This window comes from Acinetobacter sp. ANC_7655 (assembly GCF_056784015.1).
In genome coordinates, this window is the sequence record NZ_JBWYJB010000001.1 from 325,348 (window position 1) to 350,877 (window position 25,530).

Here is a 25,530-nt window from a genome sequence, read left to right on the forward strand (position 1 = left end):
TTACAACCAAGAATGATCAGGGATAACAATGGTCTTGTCTTGAATCATGGCTTCATGAAACTCCACATCGTAGACGCTTTTTAAAAATTTCGGATCGGTGAGACGCGCTTTTGAATCAGGGCGAATCACTTCATGTTCACGCATAAAGAACAAATGATCGGCAAATAAAAATGCCAAATTCGGGTCATGCATAATGGCGATCACAGTAAAATTCTGCCGTGACAATTGACGCAGTTTTTTCATCAAATAAGATTGATAATAAACATCCAAATGATTGGTCGGCTCATCTAATAAAATCACTTTCGGTGCTTGCACTAAAATACGGGCAATCATCACCAATTGACGTTCCCCGCCTGATAGCTCGGTATAAGGACGCTCTTTTAAATGCTCGATATCGAGATCAACTAAAGCCTGATCGACCATGTCCCAATCTTGTTTAGATGGACGAAATCGACTAAATGCAGCCCGACCTGTAATCACCACATCTTTAACTAAAAATGGGAAAACCGTTTTATGGAACTGCGGTAAAAATCCAAGTAGCGCGGCTCTTTCTTTGCCTTTTATCTGTTCTAACGCCCGCCCCGCATAAAGTACTCGCCCATCTGTGGTCTGTTCTAAACCTGCCATCAGTTTAAATAGGGTCGATTTGCCACAACCATTGCGACCTAAAATCACCGAGAACTGATGGGCTGGAAATTCAAGCTGAATATTTTTTAACACGTGTTTATGCCCATAGGCATAGTTCAACTGTTCAATATGAATCATGCCCAAGCCGTCCTTTGTGTTTTGATTAATAATAAGAAAAATGGTGCACCGAGGAGCATGGTGAAAATGCCAATTGGAATTTCAAAGCTCAGTAAAACTCGTGAAAAATTATCAATCAGCAGTAAAAAACTACCGCCTAGAATCATGTTGGCAGGAATACTGTAGCGGTGGTCAGGGCCGACCAGCATGCGCACAATATGCGGCATAAATAGTCCGTATAGACTAATGATGCCTGCAGCAGCCACTGAAGTAGAGGTGCATAGCGTGACCAATATAATCAGTATAAGCTGCTCCCACTTCGGATTCACCCCCACGGCTTGTGCTTCATCAGCACCCAATGCCATCAGATTCAAGCGCCAACGCATGGCGTATAAGCCCATTAAAGCCACCGTGATCGGCACAACCGCATATTGGACTTTTTGCCACGATGCTTGATGTAAATTCCCCATGGTCCATTGCACAATCGCTTGTAATTTAAAAGGATCGCTTAAATATTGAATAATGGTCAGTCCTGCTAGAAACAGACCTGAAACAATCATGCCGGATAAAATCACCATCACCAACGAAGTTTGGCTTTCATGTTTTTGTCGGGCAAATATATAGGTTAATGCCACTGCACATACGCCAAAAATAAATGCTGATAAATTGGGCGATAACCAACTCAAAGATAATGCTAAAGCCGCACCAAAGGCGGCACCTGAAGAAATCCCCAGCACATAGGAATCCACTAAGGGGTTGCGGAATAAAGCTTGCAAGCCATTGCCGGCTGTTGCCAAAGCCGCCCCGACCATAAAGGTCAATAAGATGCGTGGTAGGCGAATATTGAAGACAATATTTTGCATCAAGCTAAATTGTTGCGCATCAAAATACGCTGTACCCAACATCCACTGGATAAACCACAGTGCATAATCCCCTGCGCTTAATGTTTGACTCGGTCCTAGTAACAGCGACATAAAAATCAGTAGAATCGGCAATGGATAAAACCAGGTGTATTTCAATTTTGCCTTATTCATGACATCAACTCCTTGGCAATTTTCTGACCATAGAGTTTCTCTAAAATTTTGAGTTGCAAGGCTTCAACTGCTAAGTCTGAGGTGTCAGGGTAAATGTGATGATGCAGATAAATCGCAGTCACAAGAATTTTGATGGTATGTGGGTTATAGATAAATGCAGGGCTGAGATTAAACACTTTCTGTTGTTGTACTGCTTTTAGACCTTGCAATTCTTTACGCTGATAAATCAGGTTTGGGTCGGTATTCCACAGTACAATATTGTCAGGATTCCACTCAATCAACGTTTCTGGATTGACATTCGGTTGATTGGTCTCCGTTTTAACCACGTTGTAAGCCCCTGCCAATTCAATAAAATCATTGGTAATCGATTTACGGCCTGAGGATGAATAAATTCGTCCACCTGACCATGCGTAATATATTGATTGCTTATATTTTTGCTTTGAGGTTTTGAGTGCCACTTCAGCCAGAAGCACATCTGAAAAATCCAGAATTTCTTTAGCCCGTTGCTCAGCACCTGTAAGCTGTGCAATTTCATACAGCTCTTCTTTCACCTGATCGTAAGTGCCTGATTCCATCACATAGACTGCAATACCAAATTGTCGAAGCAATTGAATGGTTTGTGTTTGCCCACTACCTAAAATCACCAAATCTGGCTTTAATAGCATTAAGCTTTCAATGTTGGTGGCATTTGAGCCTTGTGAAGGTGTAGCGAGTTGCTTATTGGCAATACGTGGATCCATTTTGGAATAAGCATTAAATAACAAGGTCTGTAAATAGACCTCAGCAGGAATCCCCACGACCTTTGCACCCTGCCCCAACATATATAGCCCGTCTAAACCTGATTCAAACAAGGACACAATACGCTGTGCTGGCTGAGCTAGGCAGACTTCGGTCTCTGAGCTATCAACCACACAGTGCGATGTTGGGCTTTGTATTTTTGCTGATATCGGTTGCTCTGTTGCCGTACAACCCAACAGTACACAGCTCAGTAAAAGGACAATAAATCTTTGCATTAGTATTGCCACTGTACCGATAACGCTGCTTTGATCGGCTCACCGGGTTGAATCCATACATGGCTATAACTGGATAGATAATATTCCTCGTTTAACAGATTATGAATATTCAGTTGATAGCGTAAATTTGGATTTGCTTGGTAATAAGCCCCAAGGTTCAATACGGTATAGGCAGGTAAGCTGAAACCATTAGCCGTATTGGTTGGGCTGTCTCCACTCCGTTGCCCGACATAATTGAGGTTGAAATTTAGACCTGCTGCATGTTGCGTATTTTGCCAAAGGTCATAACTTGCCATGACATGTGCACTATGTTTGGGTACGTTGCTCAGTGCTGAGCCTGCAGGTAACACATCATCTTTGCTGACTTTGGCATCCATATAGGCGTAGCCTGCTGACACCATCATCTGGTCATTGATACGATGGTTGAAGTCAATTTCGAGCCCTTTGCTTTTCACTTCACCAACCGCAGCTTCATAGTTTGGATCAATGGCATCCGTCATCAGGACATTTTTTTTGCTCATATCAAACAAGGCGATGCTAAGCATACTGTGATCTTGCCATTGGTATTTCGCGCCGATTTCATAGCTTTTCGCTGTTTCAGGTGCAAACGTCTCCCCTGTACGACCCATGCCATTATTCATGGAAAATGCTTCACCATAATTGCTATATACAGACAGTGCTGGTGTAGGACGGTAATTAAGGCCTATGCGTGGGCTAAACTTTTGTGCTGTACTCTGATCCTTGAACTGCGTGCGATAGTTGATGAAGCGCTGTTCGACACGATCGAATCGACCTCCGAATAACACATTCCATTGGTCATTAAAAAAGACCTGATCTTGTACATTCACAGCCATGTACTGCTGACGTTCATCGGAATCGGTATGTAAAGGTAGTTCAGAGCTAAATTGCCCATAAGTGGGATTGTAAATGTTGATCCAATTTGGCTGAGCAGCCGAGTGATTAAGACGCAATTGACGTTGCATAAAGTCCAAACGCCCTGTTTCTGCACCGAGTACCAATTCATGCTGAACATGACCGAGTTGCAGTTGACCAAGTAATTCACTTTGGAGCAGCATATCCTCGGTCTGATAATCACGATGACGACGCTGACGCTCTAATGTTTCAAGGTCGACCTGTAATTTGCGTGGTTCTGTTGAATAGCCGACCATTTGCGCATCTTTATAACTGATCGCAGCATTCATCTGCCATGCGTCATTGAGCTGATGCTTTAATCGTACTTGATAGAGATTGTCTTTGACGCGCATATCACCATCAGAAGGCTCACCCGTAAAGGTCTTTGGATCCATCAATAACTGGTTGTTGACAGCCGTGATACCACGGTCAAATGTGCCTAGATGCTGGGTAAATTCAGTATCTAAATCCACTTGGGTATTTTCAGATAATTTCCATGAGAATTGTGGCGCGACAAATAAACGTTGGCTACTGACATGATCACGGAAAGACTGGTTATCTTCCATTGCAGCGGCTATTCGATACGCCAACGCATCGCTGATTGGCGCGGTCTGTTCAAGACTTAAACGATATTCATCTTGTGTTGTCCCACGAAGATTAAGCGTTGTTTCAGACGTCCATTTTGGTTTTTTTGTGGTGACATTCAATGCCCCACCGACCTCACCACGTCCATACAGTGCGGCACTGGGACCTTTTAAAAAATCCAGTGATTCAATATTGACCATATCTTTAGGTGCAGAAATGCCACGATTGACACTCAGCCCATTACGAATGGCATCCACCCCCATATTGGGATTGCCTTGGAATCCTCGGAATGAATAGTTATCCCAAAAGCCCCCACCATAATTATTTTGATGCAATACCCCACTCACGATGCTGAGGGCTTGATCCATGCGCTGAATATCTTGCTGTTGGATAACGTCTTGCGACAAATGGCTTTTATTAAACGGGATATCCAATAGATCATGCTGAAATTTGGTAAGCGCTTGAGCGTGCTGTGTAGATTCTGAGGCTAAAGCTGTGCTGAGATAAATCGTATCTAGGGTTTTGACCTGATCTGTTGCAAACACCCCTTGATTGATGCCAGTTAAACCTATTAATAAAGTTACACGAGATCTCAAAAAAACTATCCTCATTTATACGCACAATATTGATGCGTTTACAAATATTGAATTCAAATTGGTGCACTATTCATTAAATCTAGGCACTAAAACTAAGCAAATGTTGTTCTGGCATCGCTGGATTAGTTTTGTGTACATTCTTGTATACAAGATATGAATTAGAGGCAAAAAAAATGCCAATTTTTTTAAAATTGGCATTTTTTTAATAATTTATCCTAAACAGTCGAAAATATTTTAAGAGTAATTTTCTTCACGTCCTCAATACTATGTAAGACATGATGTTCTGCTAAATGGATCGCCCCATCAGCATCACGAGCTAAAATACATCTAAGTATTGCAGCATGATCTTGATAAGCATGCTGGATATCGAATTCACGCATGGCGCCTAGACTGAGCACAATTCGGATTTTTTCACTGATTTCATGATGAATCTTGGCGATTTGACGATTTCCTGCAGCTCTAACCAAGGCACAATGAAAATCTTCACTTTGCAGCACCAATGCTTTGGTGTTCTGGTTATAGTCCTGTTCATCTACAAGCCATAATCGCTTTAAATTCTGTAATTCTTCAGATTGCTCATGATCCATTACGCATAAACGTTTAACAGCCTCTTTTTCCAAGATCATACGTAAATCAAAGAGCTCCTGATAAAAGGTAAAATCTAAAGGCTTAATTTCCCAACCACTGCGGAAATGCACATTCACATAGCCTTCCTGTTCAAGACGATACAGTGCTTGCCGTGTTGGGGTACGGCTGACCTCATACTTTTCAGAAAGGTCCGTTTCAGTAAAACGTTGTCCAGGTTTGAGCTTAAAGCTAAAAATATCATCCTTTATTTGTTGATAAATCACATTAGCTAAATTGCCAGTGCCTGACTTAATGGGCGTTATGCTCATCCTTAATTCTCGTTTTACATCTATGTAATAAATAAATTATAGAGTCATCATGAGAATTTAAGAATCAGTAAATATTGATATATAGGAAAATAGATTAAATTTTGGCTTTTAGATTTATAGGATAATTTAATTTAAGCCCCTATATAACGCTAATTAATAATTGCATTTCAATACTATAAATCAACCCATACAAGAAATTGAAAAGACTTAAACTTTTCCCAAAAACCAATTTTTCCAAGAACTGGTTCCACGAACTTCAACGGGTACGGTTGCAATCAGGGTATCTTTTAAAACGTCAGTATGTCCTACGGCTTTGGCTAATCGGGCTTTATCAGAGTGAATGCATTCACGATCTCCAAACTCACATCGATCTAATGTGGTGCCACCGCAAGGACCATTTGCAAGTCCTTTAGGACATGTTTCAGGGCAAATATATAAAGTATCAGCCAATCTACATTGACCACAATTTTCGCAGCCCACAACCATATGTTTTGACTTAAATTCGGTTTTTAACAAAGTTTTTGATGCCAACTCATTATCCCAAAAGGACGCTTTAAAAATAAACCTACCTACACCTTTAGAGATTTTGGACTCAAAAAGGGCTTTATGCATGACATGCAAATGATGATATTTAATCAGCTGACCTAATGTCGGTTGACGCGCATCATAAGTTAATTCTGGAACAAACTCATCTCCAGTCTTAATCTGCCAAAGAGATTTCCAGCGTGCTTCAAGTTCCTCTAAATCATCATGTTGATATTGCTAATATAATTTTGCAGAACCTTCTGTTCTTCTGAATTTTCGCATGCTGAAAGATGAACACCATTAAAACCTAAAAGCTTACACATCAATATTTGTATGGCACACCGCTTATACGCATTTTCAGCCAATCCATTCTGTTTTTCCTCAGCCAACTCAACATATAAGGTGTAATCACAATACCAGCGACTTTATTTTTGACTATAAAATTGGCCCGTGCCAAGCTCAGTGGCATAACGCAAGCCAGTATTTTTTGTTTGTAATGGTAATGATTTAGAAAAGACTTTATCTCTTTTGAGGCATCCATGTCATACCCTAATTGAGTAATAATAAAATCTGCGCCGGCACTAAATTTTTTATGTAATTTTAAATATTGAGCATAATGCTCAGCCTCAGTATATTTAAAGGGACTAAATGCTACACCTATATTAAAGCCACCATAATTCTTTGCGGACATCACTGCATTAATCGATTCTAGATATCGGGTACGTTCAAATTGATCATTCCCATCACTATGCTCTTTAAGCTTATCACCAGTGATCAAAAGTAAATTTCTAATCTGAGCTGAACTAGCCTGATGAAGAAATAACTCAAAATCCTTAATATCACGACCTTACCCTGAAAAATGCCAAACTTTATCGATTGATTTTGGATAATCCTGACTTGCTTCAAGGGGTGCCATATCGTCATCCGATTGGACACGATCGGCAATGGCTACAAAGGCTGGAAAGCCCGCTATATTACGTGTGATCTGTTGGCTTTTGGTTGAGGTTAAATACTCTACTAAAATACAGAATTTTTGAAGTTCTAAGTTTTGAAAAAAATTAAGCATGTGTCTTGATTGACCGGATTTTTTAGACTGCAATCATTGTCTAAATCCAAATTAATAGAATTCATGCACTTATTCAAGGATTAACAGAATTTATCAAATTAGATGTAACCCATAACTTTGAGCAGCTGTCTTACTTTGTGTATGGCTTGTTTCTACACTCTTTTGTTCACCATACGTTAGCCTCCCCCCAACCTCTACCGATTGGTTCAAAGTAGCAGAGCCATTAAGAACATCTTTTAATTTGCCTATGGACTGTACTGCTTTGTAGGTATCGAAGCCTGCATTGGCTGCTGCCATCGCATTAACACGATCATTTTTACTTTGACCCACTTGATTTGATGAATCTAAAACAGATTCAACTTGTTGCACGATTGGCACGTTTACAGCAAGCGTTAAGCCTTTCTGTTCCATCTCACGCTTATAATCATTGGTATTTTGCTCGAAAGCTTCTTTGAATCGATGTATTTCATCTGCAAATTATGCATTAATCTTGAAAATTCTTCGGTATAAATAATCAGCAAAAAAGTAGATCGATTTTTGATTTATGAAAGAGCTCTAGTTTTTTAAGTTAAATCAATTTCCATTTCTTTATGTAGCCCTTTGTCGCACTCTAAAATAAATGGATAAATTTTTTCGGGTTCAGAGTAAATATATTCTAAATAGCTTGCTGGTAACCAATAATATATTTCATAATCACTTTGCCTATTATGAGTCGGAACTAGAAAAGATACATAATATTGTTTCATTCCTTCTTCAATCCCAACACTAAATTTTAATTCTTTTGATACATATATATCTCTAAAATTAAATTTCATTTTAATTTCCTATTTTTCTGACCTTTAACATGTCTTTCTTGACCTTTGTTGCATCAATAACAGCCTCTAAACTACCATTAGGTAATTTACCCCCAGGAATCCACTGACTATTTGCACCAGCCTCATTACCAGATGGTACTCTTAAACCTGCAGATCTTGGATTAGATATATCAATCCTTACTAAACTGCCATTTTTAAGTTGACTTTGTGGTATGCCTATTGAAGCGATTGCAAGTTGTCTTTCATTCTCTGTAATTTCCTGACCTGTTAGGAAATCATTCTTCAAACCAACTGTAGCCCAAATTTGTTTCAAAGTAAGCTCATTAGCCCAAGCAAGAGTTCGCTTACCTAAAGTTTTTTCAGGTGTGGGCCCAATAAAATTTGTAGTAGCACCACTGACGGAACCTACATCCTGACCTGAACGGACGGCTTCTATATCTTTTATTGCTTGACTTGTGTAACCAATGGTGTCATTTAATAAGCCTGTCACCTGTCCTGATATTTTTAATCGTTATAATTATTTCACCATTTCTTTCATTTCTGGTGAAGCATCACTTGCCAAAATATTTTTTAGATGTTGTTCTACACAAGCAGAATTACCCGTTTGCACACAATCATTGAAGGCTTTATCAAGCATTTTATCGGTCTTTCTTAATATTGAAATTCCTTGCTCAATACATGCTCTATCATTCGAACTACATTTTTGAAGGTGTTTATTTACAGCTTTAAGAGTAGCTTTGGTTTGATAATTATTCTCCACCGCATTTTGAGCACTTTGACCACTCTGTACAGTCGAAGCCACATCACCAGTACTTGCACCCACGCCAGATGCAACCAAACCAGTAATCGCACTTACCGTTCATTTTTCATCCACTGTTAAATCTTTTGATTCTTGACCATATAGGTATTTAGCTAGTAGAGGTGCTGATGCTTCTGCTCCACCTGCTGCTGCAACTGCCGTTAAAGCATCATTGCCACCTGCTGCTGCAACCGCCGCGCCCAACACAGTGTGCGCTAAAATATGCGCTGCACTTCCTTCACTATCATTTGATTTGAAATATTGTCCAATCTCATAGCTGAGTTTAGAACTTGCTGTTGCGGCTGCTATTCCTAAGCCACTGTTAGTCGGAGCTGATAATTCTGCTGAAATGCTATCGACTAATATGCCTAATGTTTGAAGTTGTTGTTGTTTCTTGTCGAACTCAGCTTGACTCAGTGTTCCTGCTTCCTTAGCTTTTTTTGCTTCATCTAACTTTTTATTAATTTAGCTCTAACTGCCAATAGATTTACGCTCAATTGAGTCATACTAAGCACAAATCATAAAGATCATTCCGTAATTTGGAAAATTTGTCATTTTCATAAAGTGGATATTCTCCATTTTTTTCTAAAACGATGTCATTAAATGAGCCCATTCCAGCATAATTCCTTAAAATATCGTGCTTAACTTGAGAAAAATTTGAATCAATTTCCGTCAAAAAACGTTTAAATGCTGTTGACCAATATGTTAAGTCAAATTCTTCAAGCAAATTACTTATTTCACTTATGATTAATTTTATAGATTGAACTTCATTCATTTTAGAGACTTCTCACTGATTACTTTTACTCCAGGAATTTTCCAAGGTTCAACTACAACTATCTGCTGAGTTCCACCAAGATAAAAACCATTTTGTGTACATACTTCCCCTGAATAAACTTTCGTTCATTTGAGAATTAATATACCGTATGTTGTATCTAATGGTGATTTAGCACCTCCCGGCCAAACAGGTAAAACAGCTTTATCAATACGAGTTTGAATTACACTTTCAGGTATTTCTCTAGTGAAAAATTGACCTAAACTGGTACCCTTAACACCGGCTCTATACAGAATAGTGTTGTGCTGCAACTCAAATTCAGTGTACTTACCACCTGCGAATATTCCAGCTAAATTGTTGGATAACGGACCCGTATTTACTGCATTATAGGTACCTAAATTTTTCCCTAAGGGACTTTTTATTTCAACGGAATTGTAAGCAGGTTTATTAACTTTCGTTGACAGTCTCCCTCCAACCTTAGCTAATAACACAGATTCTGCGACTGATACTGCCCAGTCTAAAGCATCTTGAGTTAATGGACTTAGTTGATCTTTACGATTCGGACTAAATGAGTTAAGTACATTTTGCCCTACTTTAGATTGATATGATCCAAATAAAGCATCCTTACCCTCACTTGCAGTGCTAACTCCACCGTATGTACTTAATCCAGCTAAAGGTGCGCCGATAGCACAACCAACACCTGTTGTACACAAACCCACTCCTGCAGCTCCACCACCAATTGCAGTTAAGCCTCCTCCTACTATTTTTCCAGCTCCACCCGCTCTTGTGACAATCTCATCATTTCTTGTTCTAAGATCATTTGCTTTATCCCAGTTAGTGTAGGTATATAACCCTGTCGCTTCAAGTGCTTCGATTTCTTTTTCATTCTTCGCTCCTAAATCTTGTAATTTTAATAATGTAGAATAATTTGGATCATCTTCTGGCACACCTTCTGCACACTTTACAAGATAACAAGCAGCCTGATAAAGTTTATTCTTTTCAGTTTGAGTCTTGTTTTTAATTAATGCTTGTAGAACTTGTGCTTCGCGTACATTAAGCATTCGATTATTTTCCACGGCATTGTGCGCAACCTGCCCACTTTGCACAGTCGAAGCCACCTCACCAGTGCTTGCACCTACACCAGATGCAACCAAACCAGTGATTGCACTAATCGTTCCTTTCTCATCAGCTGTTAAATCTTTGGCTTCTTTGCCATACAAATATTTTGAAAGTAACGGTGCTGAAGCTTCTGCTCCACCTGCTGCTGCAACTGCCGCACCTAAAATTGTATGTACTGAGAATATGGCCTGAATAGCCTTCCTCATCTCTACATTTTAAATATTGACCAATTTCATAACTAACTTTTGAACTTGAGGTAGCTCTCGCAGTAGCTCAACCTAATTGCGTTGGGACACATATCAGCTAAGAGGCATCGACGATTAAACTTTTTCATATAAACTGTTTAAAATGTACCCGACCTAGGAATACATCCAACCGATGTGCTTTCTCGTGCTGGGTGAGCCACAATGCTCCATAAATAAAAATTTGCTGCATCATATGGAGAAGTAAACAAAGATAATCTTGACTTTCGGTAACGTTCGCTATGATAAACCAACCAATATTCACCATCTCTATTAATACACAAGCCTCCATCTAAATAATTTGCATGTTCTGCACCAATATTTACTGTTAAATCTTTATAGCCGAATTTTATCAATTCATCAGTTAACTGTTGATAAGCAATTTTTTCTGCTTTGTTTAATCGCTCAACTCTTTCCTCTTCACTTTTGTAAAAAGAATTACGATTAACATTGATACCATCAAAATCACTATTGAGATTAATGATCATTTTTTGTCTCCTAAATAACCGAATTTTTTCAGCTGCTCAACTGTAGCATATTGTTCAAGCTCTGGTATTTTCACACGAATTTGCGTTCCTCCACCTGGTTGCCCAAATGCTGGTGCAATTTTTTCTTCGGTAATCTTAAAGGGCTTAAGCACTTCATATTGATGATATGATTGAGGTCGGTTTGTCCCAGGGGGTAATGCTCTTTGCTCCAATGAATCTATTGGGCTTGCTAAATACCTCCCATTTTCAGGACCATAACGATCTAAAATTTGACCAACCTGTACATTTTTCTCAATACTACTACCTGGCACTGCCCCCCCATTTGGAGCCACTTTATCCCAATTCCAGTTTCCTCCTATTTCTGCTTCTCCAGTTCTCCAATTTTTTGCATTATCCAATCTATAATGATCATATTGTTGAAAATCTTCAACATTATGATTATTATTAATTTTTTGTCGCTGAATTAAATCATCTGCTACTTTTGCCTCCTTATTGGCTAGACTGACTCCTTTAGCTGTTCCACCACCTACTGCCATTAAAGCTAGATCTGTTGCACTTTCAGGGAAAAATATTTCTGTCGCAACATAACCAAAACCAGCAATATAGTAACTTGCTCCTGTTCTTGGTTTTTCCCCTACCATATAATCTAAAACAGCTGATTTTGCTGGAATCAATATTTTTTCTGCTGCGCTTTGCTTTAAACCATTATATTTTGTACTGCAAGCACCATACGTCATGTTTTGGCAACTTCTTTGTGCATATCTCAAGAAATCTAATTGCTTCGTTGCTTGTATTGAAAATCCACTAGTTTCATTGAGAAGCCCTTTTGCTTCAATTGAAACTTTTAGTCTTCTTAGCTGTTGTTCAATCTCTTTCATTTCCGGTGAAACATCACTTGCCAAAATATTTTTTAAATGTTGTTCTACACAAGCAGCATCAGCTGTTTGCACACACTTATTGAAAGCTTTATCAAGCATTTGGTCGGTCTTTCTTAATATTGAAATTCCTTGCTCAATACAAGCTCTATCATTCGAACTACATTTTTGCAGATGTTTATTCACAGCTTTAAGAGTAGCTCTGGTTTGGTAATTATTATCCACTGCATTTTGCGCCACTTGCCCACTTTGCACAGTCGAAGCCACCTCACCAGTGCTTGCACCTACACCAGATGCAACCAAACCAGTGATTGCACTAATCGTTCCTTTCTCATCAGCTGTTAAATCTTTGGCTTCTTTGCCATACAAATATTTTGAAAGTAACGGTGCTGAAGCTTCTGCTCCACCTTCAGAAATACCCGCAGCCAGTGCATTATTGCCTCCTGCTGCTGCAACTGCCGCACCCAACACAGTGTGCGCTAAAATATGCGCTGCACTTCCTTCACTATTATTGGATTTGAAATATTGCCCAATCTCATAGCTAAGCTTAGGACTCACTGTTGCGGCTGCTATACCTAAGCCACTGCTCGTTGGGGCTGACAAGCCTGCTGAAATGCTATCGACTAATATTCCTAAGGTTTGAAGTTGTTGCTGTTTCTTGTCGAACTCAGCTTGACTCAGTGTTCCTGCTTCCTTGGCTTTTTTAGCTTCATCTAACTTTTTATTAATTTCAGTACGTACTTCTTGGCGGTTCGCATCAAACTTCTTCGTCACATCCATTTGTAAATTAATTTCGCTTTTAACTTGATCTCGATCAAAGTTATTTTGCAATGCGCCACTGTTTTCACGTGCTGTATCTGTTGTGACATGTGTGAGGATTTCTGACTTCATCTGCCCAGCAGAGTTTCCTGTCAGCTCTTCTTGACGAACTGTTTCTCTTATCGTGATATTAGACGTATTAATTCCACTTTGCGTCACACTGCTGTCTTTATCACTGTCCAAACCAAAACCGATCGACTTGCTTACACCTTGGATAGTGGAAGCATGTTGATCAATTTTTTCAGGCGCTGATATTACAGTACCGGGTCTACCCTGATCAGATTTAGTCGTATTTAATCCAGCACTCAGTGAAATCCCTTTAGCATCATATTCACTGATATTTTGAATATCTGATTTAGTCAGAGTCCCAGTATTTAGACTATTATTTTTTAAGTTTTCAGCTTGTTGAGATGAGGTGATTAAAGCACCTTTTAAATCAGTATTAGTCTTCACATTGATTTGGTAACCATCATCTCCAGCAAAGATCCCTGATTGCTCATTAACTGAGGCATAATTTGCATCAACATTCGACTTACTAAAGCTACCCGATGCATTACCGCCATTGGTACCGACACTGAATTGCCCTGAAATATCTTGTTGTTTGCTCTTATAGGTCGCTTTATCTTGTAAGCTTTCAACATTCAGTTCATTGGCATCAATTTGTACACCTTTGCCTTGTACCTGACCACCAATAATATTGGTTGCATTACCGCTGCTAATTGTCGTTAAACTGTCTTTTGAACCGACATGACTATTGACATAGCTTGTATTAGTGCCATCACCTTTGCCTTTTCCAAGATTCCCTCCTGCTGTCACACCCAAACCTGTTTGGTTACTGATAGTTACACCGGCATTCCAACCTGAACTCTTGTTATTTGATTGTTCAATACTACTTTGTTCAGCGGCTTTGATGTTGACATCGTTATCTGCTACCAAGTGGGTACCTTTCAATCCAACAACATCAGAACCAAGGATATTAATGTTGGAATCTCCCCCTGCACCACTTGCTACAATGTTTGTTGTTCCTCCAGCGCTCACTTTACTTTGAACAGCTGTATTACTTTGTGTATGGCTTGTTTCTACACTCTTTTGTTCGCCATACGTTAGACTCACCCCAACCTCTACCGATTGGTTCAAAGTAGCAGAGCCAGTAAGAACATCATTTAATTTGCCTATGGACTGTCCTGCTTTGTAGGTATCGAAGCCTGCATTGGCTGCTGCCATTGCATTAACACGATCATTTTTACTTTGACCCACTTGTTTTGATGAATCTAAAACAGATTCAACTTGTTGCACGATTGGCACGTTTACAGCAAGCGTTAAGCCTTTCTGTTCCATTTCACGCTTATAATCATTGGTATTTTGCTCGTTGGCTGCTTCTATATTGACACGTTGTGCCAAGATATTTACATCACCTTCTTGTGCTAATACTGTGCTCCCCGTTTGTTGATAGGTGTTGCCAGCGATAATATTTGTATGACCAGCTAAACTTCCAACTGATGAAGCATTGCTTGTGAATTGTTGATTGTTGTTATCTGTACTTTCTTTCATCTGACCTACAGTAACACCTATACCACCACTGCTAAATAGTCCTGATTTTTTCTTACTATAAAAGCTCTCTTCAGTAGACTGAGTAAGTGCCGACTCCACTTTTATGTTATTTTTTGCGCTTAAATTAGTGTCTTGATCTGCAATAACATGACTACCTTTTACAGAGATATCTTTTTCAGCATTTAAGTAAATATTCTCACCACCAATGACACTAGCTACAGCTTGTGTTTGTTCAGAGCTGTCCTTGAATATTCGAGTCGTTGTACTCGCAAAGCCTTTACTCTTCGTTTTTAAAGCATCATCAGCAACTTTTGTATATTCACCAGATTCAATATTGATATTTTGTGCTTGAGCAACAACATTCCCTGTTGCACTATTGACTTCAGATGCACGTAAATTAATATCATTTCCTGCATTAAGCTGAATATCGTTATTTGCCTGAATCTGACTACCAATTTCTCCAGACTCACTACGTTTAATATAATTATTTGAATCTTTAATATTTTGTTGTTTCTGACTGACTTGTGTCGTTCCCAAGTTAATATTATTTTTGGCATTAAGTTGTGTAATACCCTCTTCACTGGCATTTGTAATAACACCAGCATTGAGTTGTATATCTTTTCCTGCATTTAATGCAAGTATGCCTTGTCCACCTTTAGCTGTTACATAAACACCAGCTTGACGGTTTAAATGCGTGTTTGAACCCTGATCATTTTCTGTTGTATTGGTTTCAGTGACAATATTGATATTTTCACCAGCATCTAAGAATAACTTTTGCTTAGCATCAATGGTCCCACTTAAATTATTAATATCTTTCTTAGCTTTAGCCGAAAGCTGATCTGCTGTTAATCGTCCACCGAGGTTTTGGATACCATCTGCTTGAATCACTAGTGCATTTCGACCTGCTATTGTACCGCTATTAACAAGACTATTTTCAACATTCAGGGCGGTATTACTGCCTGCTAGTAATGCGCCATTGCCATTAATATCTCCATTCTGCAACCTTACATAAACCTGTGGAGCCAGTACAGTTTCAACACGTCCATCATTCAAAGTGACCTGCTTTTCAACTAACCAAACAATATCACTAGTTAAGTTAGCAATTTGTTCTGCACTTAAAGCTATACCGACTTTAAGTTGCATCTGTTGTGCAGTTGTTACGCCATTCAGCATCAGTTGCTGAAATTGTTCTTCACTGCTATTGAAACCATCTAAAAAGCGTCGACCAGTTAACTGACTCACTTGTTCAGTCGTGATTTTTTGTTCATAGTAACCATCGCCTAAACGTTTATGCAGATTTTGAGGTTCTAAACTCAATAATTTGAGCATATAATCACTGCCTAGCCATTTTTTATAATTTGTGAAAGCTGGATCAGTTTCTATTAAATATTCAGGATTAGCTGGATTAGTATTAAATAAACTACTACTTGGTAAAGACGTATTTACATCAATTGTGCGAACCGTAATATCATTTTCAAGTGTTGAATTTGTATTAAGTTGGGTATTAGGATTCGTCGTTGATAATCCCTGAACATGTTCTTGATAACTCAACACACCTAAATTTAACTCTGTAATCATTGGTGCAGGTCTATATGCAGAAGTATTTGACCCTGTTACATCCGTGCCTTTTTTATGATCTCTCCAAAAATTTGTTAAAGTTCCCTCATCACGTATAATTGTTTGACCTAATGTTTCATGATTGTCTAAATCACCAACCTTAACATCTAGTAATCCCCCAGCCAGTATTTGACTGTCCGAATTCAATAATACGTCACCCGTAATTTTAATATTTCCTCCAGCGAGGATTTGACCAGGGGCAGAATTTACAACTTGTGTTTGGTCTTTAATTTTTTCGTAATTATAGCGATGCCAATTTTCATGCCATTGACCATCTGGTGTCACAAGATGATCCGACTCATCATTGCCAATCTTCCAACCTAGTTCAGCTTGGCTACCTTCTAGATAGCGTTGATTCTGCCCCTGTGCTTCATATTCAACTATATATTGACGATCAACTTCTTTTATTTGAGTTTGCAAATGCTCATTGGTATTTCTCAACAATCGACTTGAAATCGTTAAGTCGGCACCTGCTTCAATTTTAGCACTGTTATTATTGATACTTTGTGCTTGTCCAACCGCATGTTTGTTTTCATCTAAAGTGCCAGCAATCACCATATTGCCTTCACTTGAGATCAATGCTTTTTCTTTATTGACAATATCTTGCGCTGCCAAATCTAATCGATCTCGTGCTGCAATCACAGCAGCTATTGTTTCATCAACAGTTTCTTCTTGGTTGAGCACTTTATTTGCAGCTACTGCAACATGGTCACCATAAATACGACCTGTGCCAATATTATTTAAAGTACTCGTCAGCTCAACTAATGTTTGACCATTACTGTTAATTTCACCACGGTTGGTTAAGTTTTCACTTTGAATAAGGGTACCGTTATTGGCAATGATTCTACCTGTATCTTTATTATCAATATCACTGGCTTTAAGTTCTAATTTTGATCCTGCTTGTAATTCTGTTGTATTTACCAAATTACCCACAGTCTCAATTTTTAAATTGTTTCCTGCTTCAATTTTATTTTTCGTCGTGAAGCTCTCTTTTAACTTCAGCTTTAAATCATTGCCTGCACTGAGTTGCCCATCAGCTGTAATTGATGTTGCATCAATCGCTACATTTTGATTCGCTAAAATTTTACCTGCTGTATTCTGAACATCATTTGCTTGAATGTCTGAATCTTGTGATGAAAGAAGCTCACCTTCGTTATTATTTAGGTCACCTGTACGAATACTTAATGTTTTACCCGTAAGGATTTGTCCTTGTGTATTTTTAAGTTGTTCACTCTCAATACTCAGGTGCTGAACGACTTGAATTTTACCTGTAGTGTTATCAACATCTTTTGTTTTAGCTCTGGCATCTTGTGCTGTAATCACACCGTGATTATTCTTAAAATGCTGTCCCTGAACATTCAAAGTATTTAAGTTTAATGTCGCATCACTGTTATCCAAACCTTGATTGAGCGTTAAACTTACCCCACCATTTGCCGTGATTTTCCCTGCATCATTTTCAATGCTGTCCGCCTTAATTTTACCTTGGGCAAAACTCGCTGTAATAGACGAATTGGCTGAACTGGTACTACCGCCGCCTGTCGCAGTGCTTGGGGCTTCTGTTTCTGCACCTGAGCCACCTGTATTTCCACCACCTGTGCCTGTACTAGGGTTTGTTCCTGTGTCTTGATCAATTTCGGTATAACCAATTAAGCCTTTGTTTTTATTGTTAAGTGTTTTTGCATCAATCGCTAAGTCCTGTAAGCCTGTTTGAACAACTTTACCTGAACTGTTCTTCAGATCTTTTGTTTCTAGATCAACACGACCTGCATTGAGTTCGCCTTGGTTTTGAATGGTTTCTTTATTTCGAATATTCAATTCACCAGAAGTTGCTATCAAACCAGTGTTATTCAGGTTTGTCGTTTGTATGCTTTGCTTACCCAAACTCGAAATACTGCCACTGTTATTTAACTCTGTAGCTTGAATATCTAATGTTGCTTGTTGAGGATCTTCTTTATGTTGTGCAACAACTGAACCACTGTTTTGTAGTTGTCCATCTGCACTAATTTTAATACTGCCAGCAGAAGCAAACACTTGCCCTGCATTATTAATACCCACACCTTTGTCTGTACTAATCAGGCTAATCTTCCCTGCGTACATTCCCCCTAAGCTACCTGTATCTATGGCAAATTTTGGTGTGTTGTTCGTTGTACCGCTGCTTGCATTACCTATACTTTTAATATTACTTTGTGCATCAATGTCATTTTGACCTGTGACTATTTGCAAGTCTTTTGCCCATACACCTGCATTAATTTGTGCTGCATGACTAAGTAAACGCGTGTAGTCTGCTGTACTGGTATCTAATCCTTGTCCTGTAATATTGATTAAACCATCGCGAACTTGAAAGCCTGTAACCGCACCATTATTTAGTAACGGATTACCCGTACTTAACGTAACTGCACCAGCATTGATGAATCCACCACCATCAACATTAATTCCAGATGGGTTGGCAATAATTACATCGGCTTTACGTCCACCCACTTCAATATAGCCATTAAGGTGACTGGCATTGGTTGAGTTAACTTGATTCACAATGACTTTAGCTTCACCGACTGCAAGCCAAGGGTTACCTTGGATATAACCACCCAATTGCGTTTGAGCATTTTGACGGCTGTTATTGAGGATCACCCCATTTTTATTCACATCAAATTGTTCGTAGTGGTTCATTGAAACACCAGCTTGGCTTGGCGTTTGAATATTCACCTGGGTGGTACCATTAGCGCTGTTAATAATCGTCGGTCTTTGATTCCCTGCTGCATTTGGGTCTGCAATCACATTGGCTTCTGCTAAATCTGTGGTCATACCAATGCTTGCAACGCCCGTCAAAAGCATGATGGAAAATGATAGAACTTTTAAGCCTAAACTTTTTTCAGCTGTAGATTCTGTGTCTAGCTCTAAATGTGTGATGTTTGAATTACTTGTTTGTCCTTCTGCAGACACATTTTCTGCAACAACGACCATTTCACCACGTGTTTTACTGAAAATCGTTTTATAAAAGTTCTTATTCATTTTTCAATTACCTATTCTTTAATCTTTTAAATAAATTATTCAGCAAGTGCGTATTTGTTTTGCCAATCGTTAAAATCTTGCTCACTCATTAAATCGCCTTTGAATGTCATAACTCTTAAACCTGTCTCTCTACCTCTGTGATAAAGCGATCTCATACCATTTTTAGGAAACAGTTGTTGTGCGACTAGATTCTTCATTGTTTTACTACGGCCAAATGGACTAAACCAATCTATAATCCATAAACGATCACCACTGTTACTTTCATTGATTGACAACGGTAGACCTTGGCTTTGTATATATTTTTTTTCAGTTTCATTATTTAAAAATGCCCAACTGACATAGCCAATGACTCGACCATTTTCAACACACACAACAAATTGCTTATTCTGTATATAAGGCACAACTCTCGTCATTAAGTAACTTAAGGGTGCATCCTTTAAGCTGGGCACGTATTGCCATAACCACATCAATGAACCCAATACTTCAGCTTCACTCCAATGCTCATGAGGGTAATGTGATGGTGCAATTAAACTAATATTTCCAATTTTCATAATGGCCTCAACTAGAATGAGTAATTCACACTAAAACCATAGTTCATGTCATAATTTTGAAAGTACTCAGGCTTCTTAATCGGCTTACCTGCAAATACGTCATAATAGAAATTCCCACCGACTTTGAACTGTCCTCTGAAACCCATTGCACCACCAATTAAGGTTTTACCCAGTAGCAATTCTGCTGACTGTCCATCGACATGCCCTGCATCTAATGCAATATAAAATTGGTGTGCTGGGAAAATTGACATCGCTAAATCATTACGCCAGTAATAACCACGGTCAGCAGCTAAAGTCATGTTCCCGTCAAAACCACGTACTGTATAACGCCCACCAATTGACATACGATCTTGCATGGTTAATGGTGTATCGTTGTACTGTGCTCTGATTGAACTTGAGTAGTTATAGTTTTGTTTTTCAAATTGAAATGGGACATTTAGATTGGCATCTAATGTCCAAATTTTCATGCGTGAAGAACCTTCATCAAAGGCTTCTTCCGGGGCACGTAAAGCACTAAAAGCACCTGTCCCGCGTTTATACCCAAGACTCAAATCAAGTACCGATGATTTTATATATTCTCGATGATCTATATTGAATTGCCAGCCTGAAACATCACGTCTTTGAATGCTCACCTCTGCATCATCAATGAAGCTTTTTGATTCTCGATGCCAACCTTTAAAGCTTGCTGAAGTTTTTCTTTTCGCATCGCGATATAACAATCGTGTTACACCTAGATCTTGTGTTTTACTTTCACCATTGTAGTTATAGACGTTATTCGCTCCGGCAACGGCTTGGTCGTAGTTGTATTGGCTTGCATTAGCACTAATGAGCCAGTTTTTATACGGTACTGAGTAATGCAGTGCATAGTTATTAGTACCACTTTCTACAGTCGTACCATGCTGATCTGTGATTTTTTGTTGATCCGCTAAGTTGCGACCAACTGTGATATAAAATAAATCACTTCGGAATAAAGGGTTATCTAACGAGACTGTTATATTACCTTGATATTTACCTGTTTGGCGACTTCCTGCATCATCCGCACTTAGAGTCACACGGATTGGAATTTTTCTTTGTTTCCATTTGACGATGACATCACTCTGATTCGGTGCATCAGCAGGGACAATTTGAATATCAGCCTCTGTAGTAGGCACACGTTTTAAATTTTCTAAGCCTTGTTCTAAATCTCGTAGATTCAGCACATCACCATTTTTAATTGGGAATATGTTTTTCGCATATTGAATTCGGCCGGCGCGGGTATTATCTTCATCACTTAAATCGAGTTTGATTTCTCGAACCAAACCAGAAATAACAGTCAGTTCTAACCTACTCGTACTTAGGTTTTGTGGGGCTACCAAAATACGTGTTGTGGTATAGCCACGACCAATAATGATGTTTTGTGTTTTAGTCATGAGCAAATTAACAGCTTGCTCACCTATACACATGCCAGACTTAAATTCGAGTTCTTTTAAAGCTTGTGTTAAGTATTTACTAAACTTATTACTCATTTCACCATTGAGTTTTACTTCATTAATATCAAAACATTTTTCTTCTTTTATTTCGTGAAGTTTCAAGCTTTCTTTTTGGCGTACAGCATCTAAATTTACATCTGCTGAAGGTTGTATGATTTTTTCTAATTCTGCTTGGCGTTCTTGATTTCGTATAAGTCCATCAATCGCAGGGTCAAAATTTTGTGCATGTGCAGATGAAATAAATATCCCTCCACCAATACTTAGAAGTATTCCCTTGAACAATAATTTTTCTGTAAACATTTTGTCACTTTGTATTAAATTTGCGATAAATCTAACAATTAAAAGTTTATTTTACAACATCTGTAAACCCTTTGTTTAATAGATATTTATAATCAAATGATTCTTATAATAATTTTAAAGCTTTAATTGATTTTTATTCGTAATAGCATCATTTTAAAATATTCTTAGCTTAGAGGGGCTTTGTTGCAGAAAGCTATTCTTAAGGGCTTCTTCAGCCATATAATTTTCAAATGAAGAAGCCTACACACAAAATCTACCGCACAACCAATTGGCCCGCATATAACCGAGCACTCATTAATCGCGGAAATATTGCCATTTGGTTTAATCCTACTACGCAATGGTATGCTCTATCAAAAGGCAAACAAGGACGAAATCAAACCTACTCCGACGCAGCCATCCAATTCAGCTTAATGATTAAATCCTTATTCCATCTGTCTTTACGTATGGTCACTGGCTTTGTGCAAAGTCTGATTAAACTTTGCGGATTAAATTGGACAGCGCCAGATTACAGTACGCTTTGTAGAAGACAAAAGTATATTGATATTGCAATCAGCTACCAAAAAAGTAGCTATGGGCTGCATCTACTCATGGACTCTACAGGCTTGAAGTTTCTAGATGAGGGCGAATGGAAACGCAAGAAACATGGACCTGGATATCGTCGCCAATGGCGTAAGCTACATATTGCTATAGATGCTGAAACCTTTCAAATACGTGCTATACAGCTCACAACCAATAATATCAGTGATTCACAGGTACTAGGTGATTTACTTGATCAGATTCCACAAGATGAACAGATTGACTCTGTTTATACCGATGGAGCTTATGACAGCAAGCAATGCCGTCAGGCCATTGCAGATCGGCAAGCGCATGCGGTGATTCCACCTAGAAAAAATGCGAAACCATGGAAAGATACAAAGAGCAGCTCGCTAGAGCGAAATGAATTACTTCAAACAGTTAAACGTTTAGGTAGGACACTATGGAAAAAATGGTCAGGCTATCATCGCCGAAGTTTGGTTGAGACTAAAATGCACTGCATCAAATTATTAGGAGATAAACTCAGTGCAAGGAGCTTTGATAGCCAAGTCAATGAGGTTCATGCACGTGTAGCGGTCCTCAACAGATTTACGAAATTAGGTCGACCACTTACCCAAGTTACGCCTTAAATTTGGCTCAATTAGGGGCTCTTTGCCTTTCAAATCTTTGTGCAACAAAGCCATTTAGGATACAAACAAGGATACACAGAGCGTGTTCCCATATGAAGTTATATGACGTTAAACAAAGCAATAAAAAACCCTTAACTCTTTTAGAATTAAGGGTTCGGATCTTATATAAAGCTATATAAGTATAAAATTTGGTGGGCCCAGACAGACTTGAACTGTCGACCAACGGATTATGAGTCCGCTGCTCTAACCAACTGAGCTATAGGCCCTATAAATACTGATTTCTCAAGTATTTTCGAATCAGAATACTAGCCAATATCAAATTCAAAAACAAGGTTTTTCATTTTTTTATCTTCAGCTTGACCAAAATTTATTCATCGCAGTTTACAAATCACGTACGATCTTGATCATCTATAGAATTTCAGTCACAAATATGTGAAAAATTATGAATTTTTGGTAAGCGTCGAGGATGTAAAGTTTGCAGATAAAATCTAAATTTAGTAGTCAATTTTTCTATAATTTATTACTAAAGGGATTGAATTTTTTAAAATGAAGTAAGAAACTCTGCCATATAAAATTCAAATATCTCTGTGAATCATGAAAAAACACATTGCCGAAATGGCATTTAAACTTGCTGGTGTCAAATATCATGTTGAACCGAATGTTCTTGGTGATAAACAAGTCATTATCGGTTTTGAACATACCACGATGATGGATGCTGTACTCTCAATCGCACTGTTTCAAATCCATGATATCCCGATTCACACACTAATTAAAAAAGAACTATTCAAAGGACCTTTTAAGCCAATTCTAGAAGGGGTTGGCGGTATTCCAGTTGACCGTCACTCAAATAAAGATATCGTGGCGCAAATGGTTGAACTCTTCAATTCAAATGACAAATTTAATCTCGTGATTGCACCTGAAGCGACTCGTGCGAAAAATGGTGAACAACGTAAACCGATCCGCACTGGTTTTTGGCATATCGCAAAAGCGGCAAACGTCCCTATCGTTTTCTTGTTTGTGAACCAAAAAACCAAACAAGGCGGAATTTTTGGCAAAATCATGCCATCAGAGTTGGATCATGATTTGAAATTGATTCAGGAACTTTATAAGGAACATACAGGTTTAGACATTATTATTCCTGAACCGAAGAATAAAGCCTGATCTTGATCAATTGCTAAAATAAGGGTCTTTATTAAAAAAAAGCCCTTATGGTAGAATTTCGCAGATTTGATTAGGCATAAGGCCAATCTACAAGGAGCATATTTCGCATGGCGGGTCATTCCAAGTGGGCCAATATTAAGCATCGTAAAGCTAAACAAGATGCTAGTCGTGGTAAAGTTTTCACAAAATATATTCGTGAAATTGTTACAGCTGCAAAACTCGGTGGTCCTGATGCAGCAAGCAACCCACGTCTTCGTGCAGTTGTTGAAAAAGCATTGTCCGTTAACATGACTCGTGATGTCATCAACCGTGCCATTCAGCGTGGTGCTGGTGGTGAAGACAATGATGATTTAAAAGAAGTCACATACGAAGGTTATGGTGTTGGTGGTGTAGCCGTTATTGTTGAGACAATGACTGATAACTTAAACCGTACAGTACCAGATGTTCGTCACTGCTTCTCTAAAACAGATGGTAACTTAGGTACTAACGGCTCTGTTGCTTTCCTTTTCACTAAACGTGGCGAAATTACTTTTGAAGATGTTTCTTTAGAAGACCAAATTATGGACGTTGCGTTGGAAGCTGGTGCAGAAGACATTGAAGTGACAGAAGATGAAATTCTTGTGATCACCACACCTGAGTCTTTTGGAACAGTGCAAGATGCTTTAGCGGCTGCAGGTTTAAAATCTGACAATGCAGAAGTGGTGATGAACCCTTCAACTAAAGCAGAAATCACAGATATCGATCAAGCGAAAAAAATCATGAAAATGATTGATATGCTTGAAGATTTAGATGATGTACAAAACGTATATACCAACGTTGAATTCTCTGAAGAAGTTTTAGCGCAATTGGATGCTTAATCCATATTCAGAATTAGAAAACGCACCTTCTGGTGCGTTTTTTTAATTGAAAGGCGTCTTTTTTTGCAAGCTTGAATTATGCTTTACTCAATAAACCATGACAGTTAAATACATCATATTCTTTAATGACAAAGCTTGAATGCAATGCCACAACATGATCAATTTTACCAATGCGCTGTAACAAAATCTGGCTATAATTTTCCATATCACGAGCAACAACTTCTATAATAAAATCAGCAGATTGCCCTGTGACTAAAAAAGCATTGATCACTTCAGGAATACTTTTAAGTTCATCTAAAAATTTTGCAAAAGTATCTGAGTCATGCTTACTCAATGATACTTGTAACAACACATGTAAATTAAACCCTAATTTTTGATAGTTAATATCACGCTTTAAATTCGTCATGATATTGGTTTCAATGAGATGTTTAATACGACGGTGCACTGAACTTACAGACAGGTTAATACGCTCCGAAAGCTCGTTCAGATTCAAATCTTCATGTGTAAGAATTTCTAAAATTTGTTTATCGTAACGATCTAATTCCATCTTCTTCT

The 25,530-nt window shown here is 38.5% G+C and carries 19 protein-coding genes, 1 tRNA gene and 2 pseudogenes; 3 read left to right on the plus strand and 19 right to left on the minus strand.

Translation table 11 applies throughout. The annotated features are described in order from the left end of the window. The 17 genes and pseudogenes from AC1M9N_RS01695 to AC1M9N_RS01775 form a co-directional block, all read right to left on the minus strand. A complete protein-coding gene (locus AC1M9N_RS01695; protein ID WP_481954167.1) occupies window positions 1-765 on the minus strand; it encodes an ABC transporter ATP-binding protein in 765 nt (254 codons plus the stop codon). After that, window positions 762-1,778, minus strand: coding sequence for a FecCD family ABC transporter permease (locus AC1M9N_RS01700; RefSeq protein ID WP_481954168.1), 1,017 nt, complete (start codon window positions 1,776-1,778; stop codon window positions 762-764). The genes AC1M9N_RS01695 and AC1M9N_RS01700 overlap by 4 nt, the downstream gene beginning before the upstream one ends. Continuing rightward, complete coding sequence (locus AC1M9N_RS01705) at window positions 1,775-2,791, minus strand: ABC transporter substrate-binding protein (protein WP_481954169.1); 1,017 nt, start codon at window positions 2,789-2,791, stop codon at window positions 1,775-1,777. The genes AC1M9N_RS01700 and AC1M9N_RS01705 overlap by 4 nt, the downstream gene beginning before the upstream one ends. Continuing rightward, window positions 2,791-4,884, minus strand: coding sequence for a TonB-dependent receptor (locus tag AC1M9N_RS01710; protein ID WP_481954170.1), 2,094 nt, complete (start codon window positions 4,882-4,884; stop codon window positions 2,791-2,793). Before AC1M9N_RS01710 ends, AC1M9N_RS01705 begins: the two co-directional genes overlap by 1 nt. Window positions 4,885-5,099: 215 nt before the next feature. Next, on the minus strand, window positions 5,100-5,780 hold the full coding sequence (locus tag AC1M9N_RS01715) for a GntR family transcriptional regulator (RefSeq protein WP_481589877.1): 681 nt from the start codon (window positions 5,778-5,780) through the stop codon (window positions 5,100-5,102). A 207-nt stretch (window positions 5,781-5,987) separates the two neighbouring features. Further along, window positions 5,988-7,371: pseudogene (locus AC1M9N_RS01720) on the minus strand (methylenetetrahydrofolate reductase C-terminal domain-containing protein). Between the two features lie 114 nt (window positions 7,372-7,485). Next, window positions 7,486-7,818 (minus strand): annotated as a pseudogene (locus AC1M9N_RS01725) (hypothetical protein); the annotation flags it as partial. A 116-nt stretch (window positions 7,819-7,934) separates the two neighbouring features. Continuing rightward, complete coding sequence (locus AC1M9N_RS01730) at window positions 7,935-8,186, minus strand: hypothetical protein (RefSeq protein ID WP_092766438.1); 252 nt, start codon at window positions 8,184-8,186, stop codon at window positions 7,935-7,937. Between the two features lies 1 nt (window position 8,187). Continuing rightward, complete coding sequence (locus tag AC1M9N_RS01735) at window positions 8,188-8,676, minus strand: hypothetical protein (RefSeq protein WP_481954171.1); 489 nt, start codon at window positions 8,674-8,676, stop codon at window positions 8,188-8,190. 27 nt (window positions 8,677-8,703) lie between these two features. Further along, window positions 8,704-9,033: a VENN motif pre-toxin domain-containing protein gene (locus AC1M9N_RS01740; RefSeq protein ID WP_481954303.1), complete on the minus strand. Its 330-nt coding sequence runs from the start codon at window positions 9,031-9,033 to the stop codon at window positions 8,704-8,706. A 12-nt stretch (window positions 9,034-9,045) separates the two neighbouring features. Next, on the minus strand, window positions 9,046-9,192 hold the full coding sequence (locus AC1M9N_RS01745) for a hypothetical protein (protein ID WP_481609527.1): 147 nt from the start codon (window positions 9,190-9,192) through the stop codon (window positions 9,046-9,048). Between the two features lie 295 nt (window positions 9,193-9,487). Next, the gene (locus AC1M9N_RS01750; protein WP_481609526.1) at window positions 9,488-9,760 is read right to left on the minus strand and encodes a DUF6966 domain-containing protein; all 273 of its coding nucleotides are present in this window, start codon (window positions 9,758-9,760) and stop codon (window positions 9,488-9,490) included. Window positions 9,761-9,885: 125 nt separating this feature from the next. After that, window positions 9,886-11,082: a VENN motif pre-toxin domain-containing protein gene (locus AC1M9N_RS01755; protein ID WP_481954172.1), complete on the minus strand. Its 1,197-nt coding sequence runs from the start codon at window positions 11,080-11,082 to the stop codon at window positions 9,886-9,888. Between the two features lie 137 nt (window positions 11,083-11,219). Continuing rightward, window positions 11,220-11,606 (minus strand): hypothetical protein, encoded by a 387-nt coding sequence (locus tag AC1M9N_RS01760; RefSeq protein WP_481609524.1) that lies wholly within the window; start codon window positions 11,604-11,606, stop codon window positions 11,220-11,222. Continuing rightward, a complete protein-coding gene (locus AC1M9N_RS01765) occupies window positions 11,603-19,474 on the minus strand; it encodes a two-partner secretion domain-containing protein (protein WP_481954173.1) in 7,872 nt (2,623 codons plus the stop codon). The genes AC1M9N_RS01760 and AC1M9N_RS01765 overlap by 4 nt, the downstream gene beginning before the upstream one ends. A 35-nt stretch (window positions 19,475-19,509) precedes the next feature. Beyond that, the gene (locus AC1M9N_RS01770) at window positions 19,510-20,025 is read right to left on the minus strand and encodes a toxin-activating lysine-acyltransferase (protein WP_481596953.1); all 516 of its coding nucleotides are present in this window, start codon (window positions 20,023-20,025) and stop codon (window positions 19,510-19,512) included. Between the two features lie 11 nt (window positions 20,026-20,036). Further along, window positions 20,037-21,794 carry a ShlB/FhaC/HecB family hemolysin secretion/activation protein gene (locus tag AC1M9N_RS01775; protein ID WP_481954174.1) on the minus strand — a complete coding sequence of 586 codons (1,758 nt, stop codon included), beginning with the start codon at window positions 21,792-21,794 and terminating at the stop codon, window positions 20,037-20,039. 230 nt (window positions 21,795-22,024) lie between these two features. Here AC1M9N_RS01775 and AC1M9N_RS01780 point away from each other — a divergent pair, with 230 nt between their 5' ends. Next, window positions 22,025-22,957 carry an IS5 family transposase gene (locus AC1M9N_RS01780; protein WP_481954175.1) on the plus strand — a complete coding sequence of 311 codons (933 nt, stop codon included), beginning with the start codon at window positions 22,025-22,027 and terminating at the stop codon, window positions 22,955-22,957. Between the two features lie 189 nt (window positions 22,958-23,146). On the opposite strand, the gene AC1M9N_RS01785 is transcribed toward AC1M9N_RS01780, so the two are convergent. Continuing rightward, window positions 23,147-23,223: transfer RNA gene (locus tag AC1M9N_RS01785), tRNA-Ile, on the minus strand. Window positions 23,224-23,551: 328 nt separating this feature from the next. Here AC1M9N_RS01785 and AC1M9N_RS01790 point away from each other — a divergent pair. Then, window positions 23,552-24,118, plus strand: a complete 567-nt coding sequence (locus tag AC1M9N_RS01790) for a 1-acyl-sn-glycerol-3-phosphate acyltransferase (protein WP_171076734.1) — start codon at window positions 23,552-23,554, stop codon at window positions 24,116-24,118. 107 nt (window positions 24,119-24,225) lie between these two features. After that, the gene (locus tag AC1M9N_RS01795; protein WP_035264495.1) at window positions 24,226-24,975 is read left to right on the plus strand and encodes a YebC/PmpR family DNA-binding transcriptional regulator; all 750 of its coding nucleotides are present in this window, start codon (window positions 24,226-24,228) and stop codon (window positions 24,973-24,975) included. Window positions 24,976-25,051: 76 nt separating this feature from the next. Here AC1M9N_RS01795 and AC1M9N_RS01800 read toward each other — a convergent pair whose 3' ends face one another. Then, on the minus strand, window positions 25,052-25,522 hold the full coding sequence (locus AC1M9N_RS01800; RefSeq protein ID WP_035264497.1) for an Lrp/AsnC family transcriptional regulator: 471 nt from the start codon (window positions 25,520-25,522) through the stop codon (window positions 25,052-25,054). Window positions 25,523-25,530 lie beyond the last annotated feature (8 nt).

What these genes read in the sequence shown, in the direction of transcription:
- AC1M9N_RS01695 (WP_481954167.1), bottom strand. Translation starts at nt 765, where the DNA reads ATGATTCATATTGAACAGTTGAACTATGCCTATGGGCATAAACACGTG.
- AC1M9N_RS01700 (WP_481954168.1), bottom strand. Translation starts at nt 1,778, where the DNA reads ATGAATAAGGCAAAATTGAAATACACCTGGTTTTATCCATTGCCGATT.
- AC1M9N_RS01705 (WP_481954169.1), bottom strand. Translation starts at nt 2,791, where the DNA reads ATGCAAAGATTTATTGTCCTTTTACTGAGCTGTGTACTGTTGGGTTGT.
- AC1M9N_RS01715 (WP_481589877.1), bottom strand. Translation starts at nt 5,780, where the DNA reads ATGAGCATAACGCCCATTAAGTCAGGCACTGGCAATTTAGCTAATGTG.
- AC1M9N_RS01730 (WP_092766438.1), bottom strand. Translation starts at nt 8,186, where the DNA reads ATGAAATTTAATTTTAGAGATATATATGTATCAAAAGAATTAAAATTT.
- AC1M9N_RS01750 (WP_481609526.1), bottom strand. Translation starts at nt 9,760, where the DNA reads ATGAATGAAGTTCAATCTATAAAATTAATCATAAGTGAAATAAGTAAT.
- AC1M9N_RS01755 (WP_481954172.1), bottom strand. Translation starts at nt 11,082, where the DNA reads ATGAGGAAGGCTATTCAGGCCATATTCTCAGTACATACAATTTTAGGT.
- AC1M9N_RS01760 (WP_481609524.1), bottom strand. Translation starts at nt 11,606, where the DNA reads ATGATCATTAATCTCAATAGTGATTTTGATGGTATCAATGTTAATCGT.
- AC1M9N_RS01765 (WP_481954173.1), bottom strand. Translation starts at nt 19,474, where the DNA reads ATGAATAAGAACTTTTATAAAACGATTTTCAGTAAAACACGTGGTGAA.
- AC1M9N_RS01770 (WP_481596953.1), bottom strand. Translation starts at nt 20,025, where the DNA reads ATGAAAATTGGAAATATTAGTTTAATTGCACCATCACATTACCCTCAT.
- AC1M9N_RS01775 (WP_481954174.1), bottom strand. Translation starts at nt 21,794, where the DNA reads ATGTTTACAGAAAAATTATTGTTCAAGGGAATACTTCTAAGTATTGGT.
- AC1M9N_RS01780 (WP_481954175.1), top strand. Translation starts at nt 22,025, where the DNA reads ATGAAGAAGCCTACACACAAAATCTACCGCACAACCAATTGGCCCGCA.
- AC1M9N_RS01790 (WP_171076734.1), top strand. Translation starts at nt 23,552, where the DNA reads ATGAAAAAACACATTGCCGAAATGGCATTTAAACTTGCTGGTGTCAAA.
- AC1M9N_RS01795 (WP_035264495.1), top strand. Translation starts at nt 24,226, where the DNA reads ATGGCGGGTCATTCCAAGTGGGCCAATATTAAGCATCGTAAAGCTAAA.
- AC1M9N_RS01800 (WP_035264497.1), bottom strand. Translation starts at nt 25,522, where the DNA reads ATGGAATTAGATCGTTACGATAAACAAATTTTAGAAATTCTTACACAT.